The sequence below is a fragment of the Micromonospora sp. WMMA1996 genome (assembly GCF_002573675.1).
Classification (GTDB): Bacteria; Actinomycetota; Actinomycetes; order Mycobacteriales; family Micromonosporaceae; genus Micromonospora; species Micromonospora sediminicola.
On record NZ_PDHU01000001.1, the window covers coordinates 1,702,147 to 1,722,771 of the forward strand.

Genomic DNA, 20,625 nt, shown 5'->3' on the forward strand with positions numbered 1-20,625 from the left:
GTAAGTGGAAACGATTTCCATGAGCCGGAGCGTACCGGACCGGACAGGGCCGGCGGGCAGCGACACGGCGACCCGACCGGCCGCTTCGTCCGTCCGGGTCAGGGCAGGGCCAGCACCTCGGCGGCGAACCGGTCGACGGTGGACAGGGTCCGCCGCCGGTCCCCGGTCACCTCGACCTGGAACAGCAGGTGCCGCACCCCGGGCAGGGCCGCGGCCGCCGCGACCCTCTCCCGGCACCGGTCCGGCGAACCGACCGGGTGGATCGCGGTCAGGTGGTCGGCGTACGCCTGCGGATCGGCCGGGCCGGCCGGCGCGCCGTCCAGGCGGACGTGGTGGCGGGCGCCGGCGAGCAGCCCGGGGAGGTGGTCGCGCACCGTGCCGGCGGCCTCGGCGTCGCTGTCCGCCGCCCACGCCAGGTGCGCGCTGGCGTGCGGAACCTCCGCCGGGTCGTGGCCGTGCTCCGCCGCGACCCGGGCGTAGCGGCGCAGCAACGCGGCCTTCTCCGGCAGGTCGGCGTGCAACCCGAGCAGCACCGGCCGGCCGTACCGGGCGGCGAGGTCCACCGTGTCGGGTGAGGTGGCCGCGACCCAGAACGGGATCGGCGCCGGCGGTCGGGGCACCACCCGCACCGCACGGAACGGGAACCGGCCGACGCCGGCGACCTCGGCGGCGCCGGAGAGCCAGCGGTGCAGGATCTCCAGAGCGTCGGGGAGGCCGAACGCGTAGCGGTCCGGGCCGGTGCCGAAGACCTCCAGGTCGACCCAGGGGCCGCCGCGGCCGACACCGAGCCGGAACCGGCCGCCGGAGAGCGCGTCCAGCAGCGCCGCCTCCTCGGCCAGGGCCACCGGGTGCCGGTCGGACAGCACGCACGCGGCGGTGCCGACAGTGATGCGGCGGGTGGCGCCGAGCAGGTGCGCCGCGAACGCGACCGCCGACGGGCAGACCCCGTACGGGACGAAGTGGTGCTCGGCGAGCCAGACCCCGGCGTACCCGGCCGCCTCGGCGGCCAGCCCGTACGCGTGCGCGTCGGCCAGCGCGCCGGCGTGGTCGTGGCCGGGGTGCTGCCCGGCGAGCAGGAACAGGTGTGCCCGCACCCGCTCGCCGGGCCCTCCGGTGACCGGCTGGTCAGCAGTCACGCAGCGTCGGGGACTGGTTCAGCAGTTGGCCCCGGCTGGAGGTGAACCGGCGGTGCGTCTCCGAACCGACGGCGGCCAGCCGGAACGCGGCCACCCGGTGGCAGTTCTGGAACGCCAGCCTGACCCCGAAGTGCCGCTCCAGTCCGGCGCGGATCGCGTCGCTGGCCAGCGCGCGCAGCAACTGCCCGCGCTCGGCCTCGGTGGGCGGCGGCACGACGTTGTCGGCGAAGTCGGCGTTCGACGTCTCCAGGTCGGCCACCACCCGGCTGACCGTCTCCCAGGCGTACGGCAGGGAGTCGCGGACGCAGGCGACGAACGCCTCCTCGTCCACGGGTCCGGTCTCGGCGGCGTGCAGCAGGTCGGGCGGAACGGTGAGCGACATGTGTCCTCCGGATCGTTAACGAACACGGTTTCCGTTACCGGCTGAGCACATCACGTGGTCGGTGCCCCGTCAAGCATCGGCGCACGCGAAACGGCGGACGGGCCCGAAGGCCCGCCCGCCGTCCGACCGGGGAACGTGTCAGCGCAGGTGCGACTCGATCGCCTCGATGACCCGCGGACGCAACTCGGCGGCGCGGATGACCGCGTCCACCGACCCGACCTCGACCGCCCGCTGGATGCTGTGCACCCGGTCGAACTCGGTGGCCACCTCGCCCAGCTTCTCCGCCCGCACCGACGAGCGGAGTTCGTCCAGCTCCGCGGTCAGCGTCGCGCGTGCGGTGCCGGACGCGGCCGCCACCCGGCCCTCCAGTTCGCGTACCCGGGCGTCGGCCGCGGTGCGGGCGGCGACCTCGCCGGCGAACACCACGGCGGCGGCCGGCGCGCCGCCGAGCACCGAGGCGAACGACCCCTCGATGGCCAGCACCGTCATGGCCGGGTTCAGCGCCTTGGAGAACACCACGAACGCGCCGCCGTGATAGCGCGAGATGACGCAGAAGACGATCGGGCCCCGGAAGTTGACGATCGCCCGGCCGATCTCGGCCCCGTACTCCAGTTGCAGCTTGCGCATCGACTCCGGCGAGCCGTCGAAGCCGGAGAGGTTGGCCAGCACCACCAGCGGCCGGTTGCCGCTGGCCGCGTTGATCGCCCGCGCGGCCTTCTTCGACGAGCGGGGGAACAGCGTGCCCGCGGTGTAGGTGTCCGGGCCGTCGGTGGGCGGGAAGCCGTGCCGGGGCACCGACCGGGACTCGATGCCCAGCAGGCACACCGGGATGCCGCCGAGGTGTACGTCCTGCACCACAGCGGTCTCCGCGTCGGCCATGCCGGCCCACCGCTCCAGCACCGGGTGGTCCTGGTCGGCGAGCGCCCGCATTACGGTCCGGATGTCGAACGGCTTCTTCCGGTCCGGGTTCGCCGTCGCGGAGAAGATCTCGCCGACCGTGGCGAAGTCGCTGCCGGGCACCGCGTGCGGGAACGTGGAGACGTCCCGGTCCACCGGGTCGGTGGTGCCGGCCCGGCGCGGCGCGTCCTCGCCCGGCGCCACGTACGTGTGGTCGTAGTGCGCCATCAGCACGTCCCGCGCCGCCGGCAGGTCCGGCGCCCAGTACTGCGCCTGCCCGTTCGGACCCATCACCCGGTCGTAGCCGCCGATGCCGAAGTTGTCCTCGGCGGAGACGCCGCCGGAGAAGTCCAGCGACTGCTTGCCGGTCAGCACCATCGCCGAGTCCGGCGTCATGACCAGCACGCCCTTGGTGTGCATCAGCATGGTCGCCTCGGCGTTCCAGTACGGCTGCGCGCCGACGTTGATGCCCGCCACCACGATGTTGATCTCGCCGCCGGCCTGGGTGAACTCGACGATCCGCTTCAGCGCCGCGGCCACCCAGTCCATGTTCTCGGTGCCCGAGGTCATCGAGATCCGGGCGCCGGCGGAGAGCGCGTACCACTCCAGCGGCACGCCCATCCGCTGCGCCAGGTCGAGCGCCGCGATCACCCGCCGGCACTCCGGCTCGGAGAGCGCGCCGAGCGACTTCGTCGGGTCGCCGAGCAGCACCACCCGGGTGACGCCCTGCGGGTGTCGCGTCGTCGGGGTGGTGACCACGCCGGCCACGATCGCCGCGGCGTTGCGCCCCTTCGGCCGGTCCACCGGCACCAGCGTGTGGTCGGCGTCCAGGTCGTGCTCGGTGAACTCGCCGAGCAGGCCGGTCAGCTCGTACGGGTAGACCGTGTTGCGGCTGGCCGCCCGCAGCACCTTGAGCCGGTAGTCGTCCAGCGGCTCGACCGGCTCGGTCGGCGGCTCGCCGACGGTGAGCTGGGCGCGACCGGTGACGTCGAAGGTGATCCGCACGCCGACCTTGGTCAGCTCGCCGGTGCGGCGGTCCCGCTGGCGCGCGATGAACAGGATCTCCTCCAGGTCGGCGCCGACCGTGGTCGGGCGCATCCGCCCGGCGATCAGCTCCATCTCCTCGCGGGTCAGCTCGCTCGGCGGCCACACGTAGATGACGATCCGGTTGGTCCGGAACCGTACCTTCGACGGCCGTCGGGACTGCGCCCGGCGGATCGAGTCGATGCAGGCCGCGACCGCGTCCTCGGTGGTGGGCAGCGCGACCAGCCGACCGTCCTGGTCCCGCAGCTCGGCCAGGTCACGCACCTGGGCGAACGCCACCAGCCGCTGGTCGGACGGGTTCTCCTGGGCGACCGCCTGGAAGAGGTAGACCTCCTCGTCCAGCGACGGCAGCCGGGTCAGGTCGAACCGGTGCAGCCGCTCCAGCTGCATCCGCTGCGCGATGTACGGGTGCAGGCCCCGGATCAGCCGCTCCTCCACCATGCCGTCGCCGGTGGGGCGGAAGGTGAAGTGGTGGTGCATCACCGCGCCGCCGCGCCCGGCGACCGTGGTGGTCAGCCGGCGGACCCGGTCCGGCAGCGGGTGCGCGTTGATCACGTCGAGCAGCGCGGCGGCGGTGGCGTCCAGGTCCTCCGGCTGGTTCTCCCAGGCCAGGTAGACGTCGGCGTCGACCGCCTCCTCCGCGCCGGCCACCTCGGCCAGCCCGCGCAGCGCGTCGCCGAGCGCGTCGAACCGCACCGCGGCGGAGACCACGCTCGACCCGTTGCGTCCGGCCACCACGAACACGCAGCCTCCGGCGGCGCGGGTGGACACGCCGGTGAGCGCCCTGTTGCCGTAGTAGCGGCGGGTCAGCACCTCCAGCATGGTCGCGTTGTCCAGGTTGTCCCGGACCAGCCGCTGGCCGAGCAGCCGCACCAGCGGCTCGGTGCTGCGTACCATCTCGGCGATCCGCTCGGTGCGGTCCGGCGCGTCCGGATGCGTGTCCAGGTGCCGCAGGTGCGTACGGACCTGGGCGTAGACCCGGGCCCGATTGCGGCGCAGCAGCGGCTGCGCGAACCAAGCGAACACCACGCCCCGGGCCAGGTCAGCGACGACCGGGAAGCGGACCTGCGTCGCCGCCACCAGGCGCTCCAGCGCGAGGCCGGCGGGCTCGCGCAGCGCGTCGTCCGGCGGGGGCTCGCGCAGCCACGAGCGCAGCAGCGCGGCGATCACCCCGGCGTCGGCGGTGGCCCGCTGCTGGGCCAGGAAGATCCGGAACACCGCGGCCTCGAGGGCCGGGGAGCGGTCCAGCTCGGTGACGCCGTAGTGGCCGAGCGCCTTGGCCAGGCGGGCCCGGAACGGCTCCGGCGACCCGGCCCGCTCCACGTCGAGGCTCTGCAGGTAGGTGTGGAAGTACTCGCGGGCGCTGTGCACGTGACCGCCCGGGCCGTCCTCGCCGCTGGGCCGGTTGCGGCTCAGCTCGGCCAGGTCGGCGAAGACGTTGACCAGCTCCAGCTCCTCGGCCAGCGGACGGTGCCCGGCCTCGGTGGCCGCGCGCCGCGCGTCCAGGTAGTCGTCGAGCACCCGCCGCTCGTCGTGCGGGTCGACGTCGAAGCCGAGCAGCAGGCCGCGCAGGTCCTCCTGGCCGCGCTCGGCCCGGCTGCGCGCCGGGACGTCGGCGGGCGCGGTGGGCAGATCCAGCTCGACCGCCGGTTCGACCGGGCCGGCGGCGGCCTCCGCGCCCTCCTCGGCGACCGGTTCCAGGCGCAGCAGCGGCGCGCCGGCCTCGACCTGGGTGCCCACCGCGACGGCGGACTCCTTCAGGCGGGCCCGGAACGGCGCCCGCAGCACCGTCTCCATCTTCATCGCCTCGAGCACCAGGACGGGCGCCCCGGCCTCGACCTCCGCGCCGATCTCCAGCGGGGTGGCGACGACCAGCGCGGGCATGGGGGAGCGGACCACGCCGCCCTCGTCCCGGCTGACCCGGTGCGTCACGCCGTCCACCTCGACCAGGTGGACCGGGCCGTGGGTGCCGGTGAGCAGCCGGTAGCGGACGCCGTTGACGGCGATCTGCCCGGTGTGCCGGTCGAACCGGTCCAGCTCCACGTCGGCGGTCCGCACGTCGGCGCCGGCCTCGACGCCGACCCGGAACCGGTGCGCGCCGACCCGGGCCACCCGCATCCGGTAGGTGACGCCGCGCAGCTTCAGGTCCAGCGGCCGGCCGCTGCGGTGCTGCACCTGCGGCCGCCCGCCGGCTGCGGTGGAGAGCAGCCGCTGCCGCTCGGCGCGCTCGTCCTCCTCGTACGCCTCGATCGCGGCGGCGGCCAGCGCCACCGCGGAGTGCCGGTGCGCGACCAGCCGGCCCTCGCCCCGGACCCGGTCGATCCAGCCGGTGTCCGCGCTGGCGTCGATCACCTCGGGCTGGTCGAGCAGGTCGAGCACGAAGCTCTTGTTGGTCGCTCCGCCCTCGATCACCACAGTGGTGTCCGCCATCGCCCGGCGCAGCCGGCCCAGCGCCTCGTCCCGGTCCCGCCCGTACGCGATGATCTTGGCGATCATGGAGTCGAAGTCGGCGGGGATGGTGTCGCCCTCGCTGACCCCGGTGTCGACCCGGATGCCCGGCCCGGCGGGCAGGTCCAGCCGGGTGATCCGGCCGGGGGAGGGGGCGAAGTCGCGGTCCGGGTCCTCGGCGTTGAGCCGGGCCTCGATCGCGTGCCCGCGCTCGGCCGGCGGCGTGCCGGTGAGCCGCCCCCCGCCGGCCACGTGCAGCTGCGCCTTGACCAGGTCGAAGCCGGTGGTCGCCTCGGTGATCGGGTGCTCCACCTGGAGCCGGGTGTTGACCTCCAGGAAGGCGAACATCCGGTCGCCGGGGTGGTAGAGGAACTCGACGGTCGCCGCGCCCCGGTAGCCGACCTTGACCGCCAGCCGCTCCGCCGCCCCCTTCAGCTCGGCGGCCTGCTCCGGGCCCAGCACCGGCGACGCCGACTCCTCGATCACCTTCTGGTTGCGCCGCTGCACCGAGCAGTCCCGTACGCCGAGCGCCCACGCGGTGCCCTGCCCGTCGGCGATCACCTGCACCTCGACGTGACGCGCGCCGGTGACCAGGCGCTCCAGGAACACCACGCCGCTGCCGAACGCGCGGGCCGCCTCCTGGCTGGTGCGCTCGTACGCGTCGGCCAGCTCGGCGTCGCTGCGCACCACCCGGATGCCGCGCCCGCCGCCGCCCGCGGTCGCCTTGAGCATCAGCGGGTAGCCGATCTCGGCCGCCGCGGCCACGGCCGCCTCCAGGCTCTCCACCGCGCCCCGGCTCCACGGCGCGACCGGCACGCCGACCTCCTCGGCGATCAGCTTCGCGCCGATCTTGTCGCCGAGCTGGCGCATGGCGTCCGGGCTCGGCCCGACGAAGGTGACGCCGACCTTCTCGCACAGCTCGGCGAAGGCCGGGTCCTCGGCCACGAAGCCCCAACCGACCCACGCGGCGTCCGCGCGGGTCTCCACCAGCGCGCGTTCCAGCGCCTTCAGGTCCAGGTACGGGCGGGCCGACGCGGGCCCCAGGTCGTAGGCGACGTCCGCCTCACGCACGAAGGTGGCGGTACGGTCGACGTCGGTGTACAGCGCGACGGTCTCGATCCGGCTGCCGGTCTCCGCGGCCAGTTCCCGGACCGCGTGGATGAGCCGCATGGCGGCCTCACCACGGTTGACGATGGCGACACGGGTGAACACGTGACCGTCCCCTTCGGTTGACCCACGGTGTGGCGCCGGGTGGCGGCGATGCCTCCGGCTTGCCTCACCTTTCCGTCTGTCATCCGGCGGCGCCATGTCGTAACCGCCGAAGCCTGAGCGGGGACCGTTGTAGGAACCGAACAAAACTTTTTAGCCAGCAGGCCACAACCAGGAGACCCTCCGGTAGCGCGGACGGCGCCGGACCCGAGCGGGTCCGGCGCCGTGCGGCGTGTTCAGGGGGATCCAGCGCCGTCCGGCGCCTTGACGGGGATCAGCCCGGGATCTCGCGGGGGTCGCGGCTGCGGGGGTAGGTGTTCTTCTCCCCGATCGTGCCGTCCTGCTTCTTGATCACGTGCTCGGTGCCGCGCTCGGCCGCCATCTCCCGGCCGGCCGCCTCGGCCTCCGCCTTCGTGTCGTGCCGGCTGCTCGCCCGCTCGTTGCTCTCCGGGCGGTTCTTCCACTGCCCGTCCTGCTGGTAGGTGTCGATGTCACCCTTGGCCATGTCGTCAGCTCCCTCGGCATCCGTGGTCGGTGACAAATGTCTGCCCCTGCGCGCGGCGCGCTAATCCTGCCGTCGCGTCCTAGGCTCGACGCGGAGGTGCCGACGATGAAGCTCGGACTGCACTACTGGACCTACTCCACCCCGGCCGACCCGGCGGCGATCGCCCCGACGCTGGCCGAGACGGCCACCCTCGCCGAGCAGGCCGGGATCGCGTCGTTCACGGTGATGGACCACTACTTCCAGATGGAGGCGATGGCGCCGGCGAGCGAGCCGATGCTGGAGGCCTACACCACGCTCGGCTACGTCGCGGCGCTGACCCGGCGGATGACGCTCGGCGTGCTGGTGACCGGCGTGATGTACCGCTACCCGGGGCTGCTCGCCAAGATCGTGTCCACGCTCGACGTGCTCTCCGGCGGCCGGGCCCGCCTCGGCGTCGGCGCGTCCTGGTACGAGCGGGAACAGCGCGGCCTGGGCGTGCCAGTGGTGCCGGTGGCGGAGCGGTTCGAGCGGCTGGAGGAGACGCTGCGGATCTGCAAGCAGATGTGGAGCGAGGACGACGGGCCGTTCGAGGGCCGGCACCACCGCCTCGCCGAGACGCTCAACTCGCCGCAGCCGCTGCGCCGCCCACACCCGCCGATCATGGTCGGCGGGGGCGGGGAGAAGAAGACGCTGCTGCTGGTGGCGCGGTACGCCGACGCCTGCAACCTGTTCGGCACCGGACGGGAGGACGTCGCGCGCAAGCTCGACGTGCTGCGGGCGCACTGCGCCGCCGAGGGGCGCGACTACGACACCGTGGAGAAAACGGTGGTGGTCACCCGTCCGCCGCTCGACGACGTCGACGCGTTCCTCGCCGACGTGGCCGCGTACGCGGAACTGGGGGTGACCGAGGTGCAGACCATGCCGGACCGGCACCCGGTGGAGTTCACCCGGCGGCTCGCCGACGAGGTCCTGCCGAAGCTGGCCACCATCGGCTGACCCGGGCCGGGCGCGCGAGGATCTCGCGCGCCCGGCCCCGGTCTGACGGCCGCTCAGGCGGCGGCGTGCAGCCCCTGCCAGGCGCCGTAGCCGCCGAGCAGGTCGGACACGTCGGCGCGGCCGGCGTTGCGCAGCAGGCTGGCGGCGACCGAGGAGCGGTACCCGCCGGCGCAGTGCACGACGACCGGCCGGTCGGCGGGCACCTCGTCGAGGCGGCGGGTCAGCTCGGCGAGCGGGATGTGCAGGGAGCCGTCCACCGCACCCTGCTCCCGTTCGCCGGCGTTGCGCACGTCCAGCACCACCGGCGCGTCCGGACGGTCGAGCGCCGCGCGCAGCTCGGTGGCGGTGACCCGGCTGGCCCGCGTCACCTCACCGATCATCTCCAGGAAGGCGCCCTCGGGCTCGCGCAGGTAGCCGGCCACCCGGTCGAAGCCGATCCGGGCGAGGCGGACGACGATCTCCTCCTCGCGGTCCTGCGGGGCCACCACGAGCACCGGTCGGTCCGGTGCGACGACGCTGCCGGCGGTCTCGGCGAACCGACCGTCCGCCGGAACGTTGAGCGCGCCGCGCAGGTGTCCGGCGGCGTACTCCTGCGGGTCGCGGGCGTCGACCACGACGGCGCCGTCGGCCCGGGCGGCCAGGAACTCGGCCGGGGTGAGTGGGCGGGCCGGCCGGGCGTGGTCGAACAGCTCGCGGGCCTTGCGGTTGAGCACGGCGTCGAAGGCGAAGTAGCCCGGAGCGGCCGGCTGCCCGCCGGTCACCAGGGCGAGGAACTGCTCCTCGCTCATCGGGGCGCAGGCGTAGTTGGTGCGGCGCTGCTCGCCGATCGTGGACTGCCGCTCGGTGGACAGGTTCTTGCCGCAGGCCGAGCCGGCGCCGTGGGCCGGGAAGACGCGCACCTCGTCGGGCAGGCCCATCAGCTTGCGCTGCACGCTGTCGTAGAGCATCCGGCCGAGCTCGTCGGCGGTGACACCGAGGGAGGCGAGCAGGTCGGGCCGGCCCACGTCGCCGATGAACAGCGCGTCCCCGGTCAGCACCCCGTACGGCGTCGGATCGGTCGCGTGCTCGTACACGAGGACGCTGATCGACTCCGGGGTGTGGCCGGGCGTCTCCATGATCTCCAGGGTGACGTCGCCGAGGCTGATCCGTTCACCGTCGGTGAGCTTGCGGCTCGCGTACTCGGTCTCGGCCCGGTGTCCGTAGCCGATCCACGCGCCGGTCGCGGCCGCCACCTCGAGGTGCCCGGCCAGGAAGTCGGCGTGGAAGTGGGTGTTGATCACCCCCTCGACGGTCAGGCCGTGCGCGCGGGCGTCGGCCAGGTATTCGTCGATGTCCCGGCGCGGGTCGACGAGCACCGCGCGCCCGGTGGCCTCGTCGGCGATCAGGTACGAGGCCTGGGACAGGCAGTCGAGGTAGTACTGGGTGAACAGCATGAGCCGCACTCCTTCTCAGCGATGCCGGACGATACGACGACTGTAGCGCATACCCCCGGGGGTATATTCCGGGCCGGTGGTCCCGCGCTCCGGGGCCACCGGCCCCCGCCGGGCGGCACGCTCAGGCCACCCGACCCGGCCGACCGCCCTTGGCCTGCACCGCCAGCCCGGCGTCCGCCCAGGCCCGCATCCCGCCCGACAGGTCGTGAACCTGGCGACCGGCGTCGGCCAGGATCCGCGCGGCCTGGCGCGACCGCGCGCCCGAGCGGCAGACGGTCACCACGGGCCGGTCCGTCGGCACCTCGGCCAGGCGACCGGCGAGCTGGCCCAGTGGGATGTGCCGGGCCCTGGGCGCGTGCCCCGCGCGCCACTCGACCGGTTCACGTACGTCGATCAGCAGCCCTCCCGCGGCGACGACGGCCGCCGCCTCCGCCGGACCGACTGACGGGACGCGGGCGCCGAGGAGGCGGCGCAGCAGGCCGCCCCGCGGCCGCCCGGCAGTGCCTTGCGCCCGCCCGGTCACGGCCGGCTGCCCTCGGTCACCGGGCGCCCCGAGCGGATCCAGGCCGACGTCCCGCCGGCCACCGACCCGGCGGTGATGCCGGCGCGTTCCAGCACCTCCGCGCCGACCTGGCTGCGGTTGCCGCCGGCGCAGATCACGTAGACGGTTCCCTCGCGGGGCACCTGCGGCAGGCTGGCGGCCAGGTGACCCAGTGGGACGCAGCGCGCACCCGGGACATGGCCGCCGAGATACTCGACGGGCTCCCGTACGTCGATCACCGTGGCCCCGTCGGCGTGGGCGGCGGCGAAGGTGGTCAGGTCGACCTCGCGCATGATTGCTCCTTCCGGTTTTATACCCCCCGGGGTATACCGGAACGACGATAGTCCGGTGCCGCGCCGCCTGCCACCGGATGCTCAGGAGTCTGGCCTGACGGCGTCCTCCGGTGCGCGGGCCACGTCGACGGTCACCGTCGGTCCCGCCTCCAGGGTGTTGTGCACCGTGCAGTGCGAGGCCACCGCCAGCAGGGCCTGGGTGCGCGCGGCCGGGAACCCGTCCGGCAGTCGGAGCGACAGCCGCACCTCCTCGACCCGGGCCGGCCGGTCCTCGGCCATCCGGTAGGTGACGGACACCCCCAGCCCGTCCCGGTCCACGCCGTGCCGGGTGAGGTACCGCCCGGCGTAGAAGGCCACGCAGGTGGCCAGCGACGCCACGAACAGCTCCGTCGGCGTCGGCGCCGTGTCGTCGCCGCCCGCCTCCGCCGGCTGGTCCACCCGCATCCGGTGCCCCCGCACCGCGAACTCGTACGCCTCGCCGGCCGTCCAGCCGACGTCCACGGTGCCGACCTGCCCGCTCATCCTCGTCGCCCCCTCGTCTCGCGCCGATTCCAGTCAACATCCGGCACGCGCGCCCGGCGATGTGCCGATCGGCCCTGATCGGGGGACCTTTGCGCCCGGCGCGGAGTGCCCGGGCGGAATCACCCGGCGTCGATCGACGGCAATTTTTCGGTCGTCGATCCTGTCCCACCATCTGGACGGTGGTCCCATTTCCGGCTCGGCGGAGGCCGGCGCTGATCGCGTTACTGACCAGTAAGGACGCGCGTGAATACCGCCAATCGGCTGAGTTGCCGCTGATCGGGCCTTCGGGATCCAAGCTCTGAGATGCGCCCCGATCGGCGCAACTGGAACTCTTGCCATCAATGACAAACGTGTGACAACTTCGACGAGCCCGATCGGCCGAGCCTCACCGGCCGAACGGCTGCCCGGGGCTGCCCGAAAGGCTGCCCGTGCTCAGCTCCAGGAGGTATCCACATGCGACTCTCCGGGTCTCCGCGGCGTCACGCCACCGCCCTCACGGTGGCCGGCGCGCTGGTCGTCGGCTCACTGGCCGGCGCGCCGGCGCACGCCGCACCCGGGACGTCCGCGTCCCCCGAACAGGCCACCGCGCTCGCCGCCGCACTCGGCGACCGCTCCGCCGGCACGTACGCCGAAGCCGGCGGCGCGATGGTGGTCACGGTGACCGACGACGCCGCGGCCCAGAAGGTCCGCGCGGCCGGCGCCACCCCCAAGCTCGTCACCCGAGGCGCGGACGACCTGGCCCGCGCCACCACCGCCCTCGAGAAGTCCGCCCGCATTCCCGGCACCGCCTGGTGGACCGACCCGGCCACCAACCAGGTCGTCGTCTCCGTCGACAGCACCGTCACCGGCGCGAAGCTGGACCGGGTGAACGCGGTGGCCCGCACGCTCGACGGCACCGTCCGGATCGAGCGCGAGGCCGGCACGCTGAGCACCCGCACGGCCGGCGGCGAGGCCATCTACGCCGAGGGCGGCGGACGCTGCTCGCTCGGCTTCAACGTGCGCAGCGGCTCCACGTACTACTTCCTGACCGCCGGGCACTGCACCGCCATCGCCGCCACCTGGTACGCCGACTCGGGGCAGAGCAGCCAGCTCGGCACCGGCGGCACCGGGAGCTTCCCGGGCAACGACTACGGCATCGTGCAGCACACGAACGCCGGCGCGGCCGAGGGCAGCGTCTCGCTCTACAACGGCGGCAAGCAGGCCATCACCGGCGCGGCGGACGCCTTCGTCGGGCAGTCGGTGCAGCGCTCGGGCAGCACCACCGGCCTGCACGGCGGCACGGTGGAGGCGCTCGACGCCACGGTGAACTACGCCGAGGGCAGCGTCTCCGGCCTGATCCGCACCACGGTCTGCGCCGAGCCGGGCGACAGCGGCGGCTCGCTGTTCAGCGGCAGCAGCGCGGTCGGCCTGACCTCCGGCGGCAACGGTGACTGTTCGTCGGGCGGGACGACCTATTTCCAGCCGGTCACCGAGGCGCTGAGAGTCTACGGCGTGGACCTCGTCTGAGCCGAACCGCGCACGGGACGGGCCACCGGGTAACCGGTGGCCCGTCTTCGCGTGCGGTGGTCAACCTGATCTGGCGGCCGGACCAGCACGTTTGCCGAAACGGCAAGGATCCTTGCCGCGGGGCTCCGACCGGCGCACGATGGCGGTGCCGGGACGGGAGCGCCCGGCGGCGAAGGAGGCAGGCATGACCGCGCACCAGCACGGGCACCACGAGAACCCGCCGGCGGACACCGACCCCGCCCGGTTCTGGGACGAGCGCTACAGCCAGGCGGACCGGATCTGGAGCGGCCGGGTGAACCCGGTCCTCGCCGAGGTGGCCGCCGACCTGTCGCCCGGCACCGTGCTCGACCTGGGCTCCGGTGAGGGTGGCGACGCGATCTGGCTGGCCGCGCGGGGCTGGCGGGTCACCGCCGTGGACGTCTCGTCCGTCGCGCTGGACCGCCTCGCGGCGGAGGCGGAGCGGGCGGGCGTGGCGGAACGGATCACCACCCTCCGGCACGACGTGACCCAGGGCTTCCCGCCCGGCCGGTTCGACCTGGTGTCGGCGCAGTTCTTCCAGTCGCCGCTGGTCCTGCCCCGGGAGAAGGTGCTGCCCCCGGCCGCCGCGGCGGTAGCCCCCGGTGGCCGGCTGCTCGTCGTCGAGCACGGCGCGCCGCCGCCGTGGTCCGGGCTCGACCCGGACGACCCGCGCTTCGCCACCCCGGAGGAGATCCTGGCCGCCGTGGACCTCGACGCGGACGGCTGGGAGATCGAGCGGCTGGGCGCGGCGCACCGCACCGCCACCCACGACGGTCACACGGGCGAGCTGGTCGACCACGTCGTCCTGGTCCGCCGCCGCTGACCACCCGACCGTCCGGCCGGGCCCGACGCCGGGCCGTCCCGGCGGGGAACCGTCACGCCCGTGCCGGCGGACGGGGTCGGGTCAGCAGCAGGACCAGCAGGCCGCCGGCGCACAACGCCGTGCTCATCCCGTACGCCCAGCGGTAGCCGACCTGCGCCGCGATCCCGAGCAGCGGACCGGCGAGCATGGCGCCGATCGGGAACGAGTTGGTGAACAGCGTGGTCGCCCGACCGGGTTGGCCCGGCAGCAGATCCTGCACGTAGGTGATGGCGACGCCCGACACCGCGGCGATGAACATCGCGTTGACCGGCTGCGCCAGCAGCAGCACCGCGACGGTCGGTGCCGCGGCGGCGACCGCGTAGTAGGCGACGCCGCAACCGGCGCCGAGCAGGATCAGCGTCCGCAGCCGGACCCGCGCGGTCAACACGCCCAACCCGAGCATCAGCGGGATCTCCAACGCCGCGCACAGGCCCAGCACGAGCCCCGCGTCGGCCGGCTCGCCGCCCAGGTCCCGGCCGATGAACAGCGGCATCGCCTGCACACCGAGCGTCATCGGGCACTGCACCAGGACGAAGGCGACCACGGTGAACACCAGCCGCCACCGCGACGCGCCGGGCGCCTCGACGCCGGGAACGTCGGCCGCCGGTCGGGCCGGGACGGGCAGCTCCTCCAACCGGAACGCGGCCAGCAACGCCGCCGCCGCGTACAGGCCGGCCGCGACGCCGTAGACCAGCCGGAACCCGCCGACGGAGAGCAGGACCGCGGCCAACGCCGGACCGGCCACCCAGGCCAGCGAGAACACGGTACGCAGCACGCTGATGCCCAGGGCGGCCCGGCCCGGACTGTCCCGGTCGAGGAGCTGGCGGGCGTAGGCGAACGACTGCGGGAACAGCGAGTTGGCCAACGCGACGGCGGTCGCGGTCAGCCCCAGCAGGACCCAGTAGTCCCGCACGACCGCGGTCAGGCCGGCGCCCACCATCCCGGCCAGCGCCGCGCCGACGAGCAGCCGGCGACGGATCGGCCGTCGGTCCGACAGGCGGCCGACCAGCGTGGAGACCGTGACGCCGGACAGCGGCGCGACGACCAGGAACACGGTCACCCGCAGCGGATCCGCGCCGACCTCGCTGTCGAGGAACAGCGACAGGAACGGCAGCACCACGGCGACGGACAGGCCGACGCTGAGGAACATCAGCGCCAGCGGGAGCAGCCGGAGGCGGCCGGCGCGCGCCGCCGGCCTGGTGTCCACAGCCATGCGGCGGACTGTACGCCGCACCGGTGACAGCCCTCTCCGCACGCGACCCGCACGGCGCCCTTACCGTCCTCGAACATGCCCCGGCTAGCGTCGGCGCACATGACGGAACGGGAAGCGGTGGCACACCTGCTGCGGCGGGCGACGTTCGGGCCGACCGCCGAGGAGGTGGACGCCGCCGAACGGGCCGGCTTCGCCGCCACCCTCGACCGGCTGCTCGACCCCGCCGGAGCGGACCGGGGCGCGGCGGCGACCCCGCCACCCGAGCTCGGCCCGGACCCGGCGGCGGCGCTCGACAAGTCAGCCACGCGCGAGCAGCGTCAGCAGGCCAACCGCCGGCGCCGCGAACAGGCGACCGCGCTCACCGACTGGTGGCTGGCGCGGATGGTCGCCGCCGAGCACCAGTGCGACGAGAAGCTGCTGTTCTTCTGGCACGGGCACTGGGCGACCAGCGTGCAGAAGGTGCGCTCGGCGCCGCTGATGCTGCGCCAGCTCGAGACGCTGCGCCGGCTCGGTCGCGGACCGCTGGCCCCGCTGGTGGACGCCATGGTGCGTGACCCGGCGTTGATCCTCTGGCTCGACGGGCAGCAGAACACCCGGCGGGCGCCGAACGAGAACCTGGCCCGGGAACTGATGGAGCTGTTCACGCTCGGCATCGGCGGAGGCTACGACGAGACCGACGTGAAGGAGGGCGCGCGGGCGCTCACCGGCTGGACGGTGGACCGGCGGACCGGGGTCGCCCGCTTCGTGCCCCGTCGGCACGACCCGGGCCGCAAGACGATCCTCGGCCGCAGTGCCGCCTTCGACGCCGGCTCGTACGCCGCGCTGCTCGCCGGCCGCCCGGAGACCGCCCGGTTCGTGGCCGGCCGGCTGTGGTTCCGCTACGCCGGCGCGCAGGTGCCGGCGCCGGCGGACCTCGCCGGCCCGGACACCGTCGGCACCCTGCGCCGGATCTTCACCGCCCCGGCGTTCGCGCAGACCCGGGACACGCTGGTCAAGCAGCCCGTCGAGTGGTTGGTCGGCGCGGCCCGGCAGCTCGGTGTCCGGCCGTCGGCGCTGCCCGAGGCGGGGCGGCGTCGGCTCCTGACCGGACTGAACGCCCTGGACCAGGTGCCGCTGCGTCCGCCGAGCGTCGGCGGCTGGCCGGCTGGGACGGCGTGGCTGACCACGTCGTCCCTGCAGGCCCGGCTCCGGGTGGCCGACCACCTGACCGCCGTCGCCGACCCGGCGATGCTGGCCCGGCTCACCGCCGCGCCGCCGGCCGGTCGGCCCGAGGCGATGGCCCGCCTGCTGGTGGTCGACCGGTGGAGCGACCGCACCCGGTCCGCCCTGGTCCCGCTGGCCGGACAACCGCGCCGGCTGCTGGTGGCCGGTCTGGTCAGCCCCGAGTACGCGGTCAGTTGAGAGGAGCGATCCGTGGACGTCCTGACCCGACGGCGGTTCCTGGTGGCCAGCGGTGTGGTCGGTGCGACCGCCCTGGCCGGCGGCGCCGCCGCGTACCGCCTGAACGACCTGCTCGCCACCGCCGGCGACCGGGATCCCGAGGCCCGCACGCTGGTCCTGGTGACGTTGTACGGCGGCAACGACGGCCTGAACACGGTCGTCCCGTACGCCGACCCCGCCTACCGGGACGCGCGACCCGATCTGGCGTACGCCGCCGAGGACGTGCTGCGGCTCGACGACGGCTTCGGACTCAACCCGGCGCTTGCCGGCCTGCACCGCGCGTACGGCACGGGCCGGCTCGCCGTGGTGCGGGGCGTCGGCTACCCGAAGGCCGACCGCAGTCACTTCCGGTCCATGGACATCTGGCAGACCGCCCAGCCCGACCGGCCCGGCACCACCGGCTGGCTCGGCCGCTGGCTGGACCGGGCCGGTGGCGATCCCCGGCTCGCCGTCTCGTTCGAGCCCGCCCTGCCGCCCCTGCTGGCCGGGGAACGCGGGGCCGGGGCGTCGGTGCCGGTGACGGACCGGGAGACCGCCCCGCAACTCGGCGCGGAGACGCTCACCGCGCTCGCCGCCGCCGCGCCGGACGACTCGCCCGCCCGGGCCCGCGCCGCGGCCTGCTTCGCCGACCTGCGCGCGGTGGACGCGATGGTCGCTCAGGTGCGTGCCACGCCGGCGGGGGAGGAGGCCGAGGACGACGGGGAGACCGCGCCGGCCACCGCCACCGGTGGCGCCCGGGCCTCCCTGGACGCGCAGCTCGACCTGGTCGCCCGGTGCGTCGAGGCCAACGTGACCACGCGGGTGTTCTCCGTCTCGCTCGGCGGCTTCGACACCCACGCCGACGAGAAGCAACTCCAGCAGGTGCTCCTCGGGCAGCTCGACGGCGCCCTGACCCGCTTCGCCGACCGGATGGCCCGCACCGAGGCCGGGCGGAAGGTGGTGGTGGCGGTCTACTCGGAGTTCGGCCGCCGGGTACGGGCCAACGCCTCCGACGGCACCGACCACGGCACCGCCTCGAACGTGCTGCTGCTCGGCGCGCCGGTCGACGGCGGCCTGTACGGCGAGCCGCCCAGCCTGACCGACCTCGACGACGGCGACCTGAAGCACACCACCGACTTCCGGGACGTCTACGCCACGCTGCTGGAGCGGGTGCTGGACACCGATCCGGGCGCGATCCTGGGCGACTGGCGGGGGCGGCTCACCGGCGTGCTCTGACCTCGCGCCCGCTCACCCGACGGCGGTGGGGGAGGGGGGTGCGCTGCCGCCGCGCGGCCCCTCGGCGGTCATCAGCCGAACGATCTCCGCCCGGTCGGCCGCCGACGGCAGCCCCCACTCCGGCCGGTAGCCGTACACCTGATCCAGCGGGGTGGAGGCGGTGCGGCCGTCCAGGATCTCGACGGCGTCGGTGCCGATCAGCCCGGGATGCTCGACGCCGCACGCCTCCGCGACCTTGACCAGGTCGCGACGCAGCGTACGGATGTAGTTGGCGGCCCGCACCGACTTGCGGGCCGGGTCCAGCCCTCGCGCCAGCCAGGCGTTCTGGGTGGCGACGCCGGTGGGACAGGTGTCGGTGTGGCACTTCTGCGCCTGGATGCAGCCGATCGCCAGCATGGCCTCCCGGCCGACGTTGACCATGTCGGCGCCGAGCGCGAACGCCACCACCGCGTTGTCCGGCAGGCCGAGCTTGCCGGCGCCGACGAACACCACCTGCTCGTGCAGGTCGCGCTCGGCGAAGGTCCGGTAGACCCGGGAGAAGCCCTGCTGGAACGGCAACGAGACCGAGTCGCTGAAGATCAGCGGGGCGGCGCCGGTGCCGCCCTCGCCGCCGTCGACGGTCACGAAGTCCACGCCCCGGCCGGTGTCCCGCATCAGCGTGGCCAGTTCCTCCCAGAAGCCCAGGTCACCGACGGCGGACTTGATGCCCACCGGCAGGCCGGTCTCGGCGGCGAGCAGCTCCACCCAGTCCAGCAGGCTGTCGCAGTCGGAGAACTCGGCGTGCCGGGACGGGCTGACACAGTCCTGGCCCTGGGGGATGCCCCGGGTGGCGGCGATCTCGGCGGAGACCTTCGCGGCCGGCAGCAGGCCGCCGAGGCTGGGCTTCGCGCCCTGGCTGAGCTTGATCTCCAGCGCCCGCACCGGCGCGCCGGCGACCAGGTCCTTGAGCCGGTCCAGGCTGAACCGGCCGCGTTCGTCCCGGCACCCGAAGTAGGCGGTGCCCAGCTGGAAGACCAGCTCGCCGCCCTTGCGGTGGTGGGGCGACAGCCCACCCTCGCCGGTGTTCTGCAGGCAGCCGGCCAGCGCGGCGCCCCGGTTGAGCGCCTCCACCGCGTTGCCGGAGAGCGAGCCGAAACTCATTCCGGAGATGTTGACCACCGACTCCGGACGGAAGGCGCCCGGCCGGCCGCGCGCCGCACCCAGCACCTTGGCGCAGGGCAACGTCACGTCGTGCCCGGCGCCCGGAGCCGACGGTGGCACCGCCCGGCCGAACGTCCGGTGCTTGATGATCGGATAGCCGGCCGTGTGCTCGATGTCGTTGTCGGTGCCGAACCCGAAGTAGTTGTTCTCCTGCTTCGCCGAGGCGTACACCCAGCGCCGCTGGTCGCGGGTGAACGGCCGTTCCTCGTCGTTGCCGGCCACGACGTACTGGCGCAGCTCCGGCCCGATCGACTCGATCAGGTAGCGGGCGTGCCCGAGGACGGGGAAGTTGCGCCGCAGCGCGTGGTCACGTTGCAGCAGGTCGCGCGCGGCGATCGCGGCCACGGCGGCGACGGCGGCGGGTACGGCTCTCCTGGCCCAGCTCATCCCGCCACTCTTTCCGCCACGGCCACCGGTCAAACTCCGTGGAACCCGGGCGGCGCGCGCGGTGTCATGACGGTGGACCGAGGTGGAGGTCGCCCTGGACGACGACGACATCGTCACCCGCGTACGCGCCGGTGACCGGGAGGCGTACGACCTCCTGGTCGCCCGGCACACCGCGTCCGCGTACCGGACCGCGCTGCTGCTCGGTGCCGGTCCGGACGCCGAGGACGTGGTCCAGGAGGCGTTCGTGAAGGCGTACCGGAAGCTGTCCCGCTACCGGGGCGAGGCGTCGTTCCGGTCGTGGCTGCTGGCCATCGTGGCGAACGAGAGCCGGAACCTGCACCGGTCGCGTACCCGGCGGCACGGGCTGACGCTGCGCGCGGCGACGGCCGGCCCGACGACGGACGCCACCACCGACGACGGCCTCGACGCGGTGCTCGCCGCCGAGCGACGGGCCGCGCTGGTGGACGCGCTGCGCCGCCTGCCGGCGCGCGACCGCGAGGTGATCGTCTGCCGCTACCTGCTCGACCTCGGCGAGGAGGAGACCGTGACCGTGCTGGGGCTTCCCCGGGGCACGGTGAAGTCGCGGACCCACCGGGCGCTGGCGAAGCTGCGCGGCCTGCTCGACCGCGAGGTGGTGCGCCGTGGATGACCTGGAGCGGGAGCTGCGCGACCTGGCCGCGTGGCTGGAGCCGGCCGGCTCGCCGGACGTGACCGCCCGGGTCCGCGCCCGCCTCGCCGAGCCGGCGCCGCGACGCCGGTGGCGGTACCGGGTGGCCGCCGCGCTCGCCGTCCTGCTCGTGGTGGCGCTGCCGCCGGGCCGGGCCGCCCTGGCCGACGCGGTGGCCGGGCTGCTGCGCTTCGCCGGCGTGGTCGTCGACACGTCGTCCACGCCACCGCCCCCCGACGGCGCCCCGTCGCCGCCGCCGGGGCAGCGCCCGGTCGCGCTGGTCGAGGCCCAACGGCAGGTCCGCTTCCCGATCCGGGTGCCGGCCCGGCTCGGCGCACCGGAGCGGGTGCTGGTGGCCGACCCGGACGACGCCGGCGGCCACCGGGTCGCGAGCCTGCTCTGGCGGGGCGGCGCGCTGCGGCTGGACGCCTTCGACGGCGCGCTCGACCCCGTGTTCCACAAGCAGGCGGCCGGGGCGGACGTCACGTTCACCCAGGTGCGCGGCGACTTCGCGATCTGGGTCGGCGGCCCGCACGCGCTCGCGTACGTGGACCGGGGCGGGACGGTGCGGGTGGCCACCGCGCGCCTGTCCGCCGCGACGCTGATCTGGCAGCACGCCGGGGTGAGCTACCGGCTGGAGGGCGACCTCGGGCGGGACGAGGCGATCGGGATCGCGGGCTCGCTGGGCTGAGGCGGGAACCTTCCGGGCGCGGCCGGTGTCCTGCTGGCGAG

General features: G+C 74.5%; 17 protein-coding genes. 7 read left to right on the top strand and 10 right to left on the bottom strand.

Features of this window, described 5'->3' with window-relative positions; all coding sequences use genetic code 11:
- Positions 1–98 precede the first annotated feature (98 nt).
- The 4 genes from COO58_RS08195 to COO58_RS08210 form a co-directional block, all read right to left on the bottom strand.
- A complete protein-coding gene (locus COO58_RS08195; RefSeq protein ID WP_255292555.1) occupies positions 99–1,136 on the bottom strand; it encodes an LLM class flavin-dependent oxidoreductase in 1,038 nt (345 codons plus the stop codon).
- Positions 1,126–1,518, bottom strand: coding sequence for an SCO5389 family protein (locus COO58_RS08200; protein ID WP_091573995.1), 393 nt, complete (start codon positions 1,516–1,518; stop codon positions 1,126–1,128). Before COO58_RS08200 ends, COO58_RS08195 begins: the two co-directional genes overlap by 11 nt.
- A gap of 138 nt (positions 1,519–1,656) precedes the next feature.
- Positions 1,657–7,119 (bottom strand): carboxyl transferase domain-containing protein, encoded by a 5,463-nt coding sequence (locus COO58_RS08205; protein WP_098744425.1) that lies wholly within the window; start codon positions 7,117–7,119, stop codon positions 1,657–1,659.
- A gap of 271 nt (positions 7,120–7,390) precedes the next feature.
- Positions 7,391–7,621 (bottom strand): DUF2188 domain-containing protein, encoded by a 231-nt coding sequence (locus COO58_RS08210; protein ID WP_098744427.1) that lies wholly within the window; start codon positions 7,619–7,621, stop codon positions 7,391–7,393.
- A 105-nt stretch (positions 7,622–7,726) separates the two neighbouring features.
- Between COO58_RS08210 and COO58_RS08215 the strand changes: the two genes are divergently transcribed.
- On the top strand, positions 7,727–8,596 hold the full coding sequence (locus tag COO58_RS08215) for an LLM class F420-dependent oxidoreductase (RefSeq protein WP_098746190.1): 870 nt from the start codon (positions 7,727–7,729) through the stop codon (positions 8,594–8,596).
- A gap of 53 nt (positions 8,597–8,649) precedes the next feature.
- Here COO58_RS08215 and COO58_RS08220 read toward each other — a convergent pair whose 3' ends face one another.
- The 4 genes from COO58_RS08220 to COO58_RS08235 all read right to left on the bottom strand — a co-directional run bounded on the left by COO58_RS08220 (position 8,650) and on the right by COO58_RS08235 (position 11,385).
- Entirely contained in the window at positions 8,650–10,029 is a 1,380-nt protein-coding gene (locus COO58_RS08220; protein ID WP_098746192.1) for an MBL fold metallo-hydrolase, read from the bottom strand.
- A 121-nt stretch (positions 10,030–10,150) separates the two neighbouring features.
- On the bottom strand, positions 10,151–10,504 hold the full coding sequence (locus tag COO58_RS08225) for a rhodanese-like domain-containing protein (RefSeq protein WP_255292691.1): 354 nt from the start codon (positions 10,502–10,504) through the stop codon (positions 10,151–10,153).
- Positions 10,505–10,548: 44 nt separating this feature from the next.
- Positions 10,549–10,863: a rhodanese-like domain-containing protein gene (locus COO58_RS08230; protein ID WP_098744430.1), complete on the bottom strand. Its 315-nt coding sequence runs from the start codon at positions 10,861–10,863 to the stop codon at positions 10,549–10,551.
- Positions 10,864–10,944: 81 nt separating this feature from the next.
- Positions 10,945–11,385 carry an OsmC family protein gene (locus COO58_RS08235; RefSeq protein WP_091574000.1) on the bottom strand — a complete coding sequence of 147 codons (441 nt, stop codon included), beginning with the start codon at positions 11,383–11,385 and terminating at the stop codon, positions 10,945–10,947.
- A gap of 453 nt (positions 11,386–11,838) precedes the next feature.
- Here COO58_RS08235 and COO58_RS08240 point away from each other — a divergent pair, with 453 nt between their 5' ends.
- Together COO58_RS08240 and COO58_RS08245 are read left to right on the top strand one after the other, a co-directional pair.
- Complete coding sequence (locus tag COO58_RS08240; protein ID WP_098744431.1) at positions 11,839–12,891, top strand: S1 family peptidase; 1,053 nt, start codon at positions 11,839–11,841, stop codon at positions 12,889–12,891.
- Between the two features lie 184 nt (positions 12,892–13,075).
- On the top strand, positions 13,076–13,732 hold the full coding sequence (locus COO58_RS08245) for a class I SAM-dependent methyltransferase (protein WP_098746194.1): 657 nt from the start codon (positions 13,076–13,078) through the stop codon (positions 13,730–13,732).
- 52 nt (positions 13,733–13,784) lie between these two features.
- Here the strand turns inward: COO58_RS08245 and COO58_RS08250 are convergent, their stop codons facing one another.
- Positions 13,785–14,984 (bottom strand): sugar efflux transporter, encoded by a 1,200-nt coding sequence (locus COO58_RS08250; protein ID WP_098744433.1) that lies wholly within the window; start codon positions 14,982–14,984, stop codon positions 13,785–13,787.
- 99 nt (positions 14,985–15,083) lie between these two features.
- Here COO58_RS08250 and COO58_RS08255 point away from each other — a divergent pair, with 99 nt between their 5' ends.
- Complete coding sequence (locus COO58_RS08255) at positions 15,084–16,385, top strand: DUF1800 family protein (protein ID WP_098744434.1); 1,302 nt, start codon at positions 15,084–15,086, stop codon at positions 16,383–16,385.
- A gap of 12 nt (positions 16,386–16,397) precedes the next feature.
- Positions 16,398–17,639: a DUF1501 domain-containing protein gene (locus tag COO58_RS08260; protein WP_091574005.1), complete on the top strand. Its 1,242-nt coding sequence runs from the start codon at positions 16,398–16,400 to the stop codon at positions 17,637–17,639.
- A gap of 12 nt (positions 17,640–17,651) precedes the next feature.
- On the opposite strand, the gene COO58_RS08265 is transcribed toward COO58_RS08260, so the two are convergent.
- Positions 17,652–19,226, bottom strand: a complete 1,575-nt coding sequence (locus COO58_RS08265; RefSeq protein WP_091574006.1) for an FMN-binding glutamate synthase family protein — start codon at positions 19,224–19,226, stop codon at positions 17,652–17,654.
- A gap of 82 nt (positions 19,227–19,308) precedes the next feature.
- Between COO58_RS08265 and COO58_RS08270 the strand changes: the two genes are divergently transcribed.
- Both COO58_RS08270 and COO58_RS08275 read left to right on the top strand, forming a co-directional pair.
- On the top strand, positions 19,309–19,875 hold the full coding sequence (locus tag COO58_RS08270; RefSeq protein ID WP_245666338.1) for an RNA polymerase sigma factor: 567 nt from the start codon (positions 19,309–19,311) through the stop codon (positions 19,873–19,875).
- The gene (locus COO58_RS08275) at positions 19,868–20,584 is read left to right on the top strand and encodes a hypothetical protein (RefSeq protein WP_098744436.1); all 717 of its coding nucleotides are present in this window, start codon (positions 19,868–19,870) and stop codon (positions 20,582–20,584) included. The genes COO58_RS08270 and COO58_RS08275 overlap by 8 nt, the downstream gene beginning before the upstream one ends.
- The last annotated feature ends 41 nt before the right edge of the window (positions 20,585–20,625 follow it).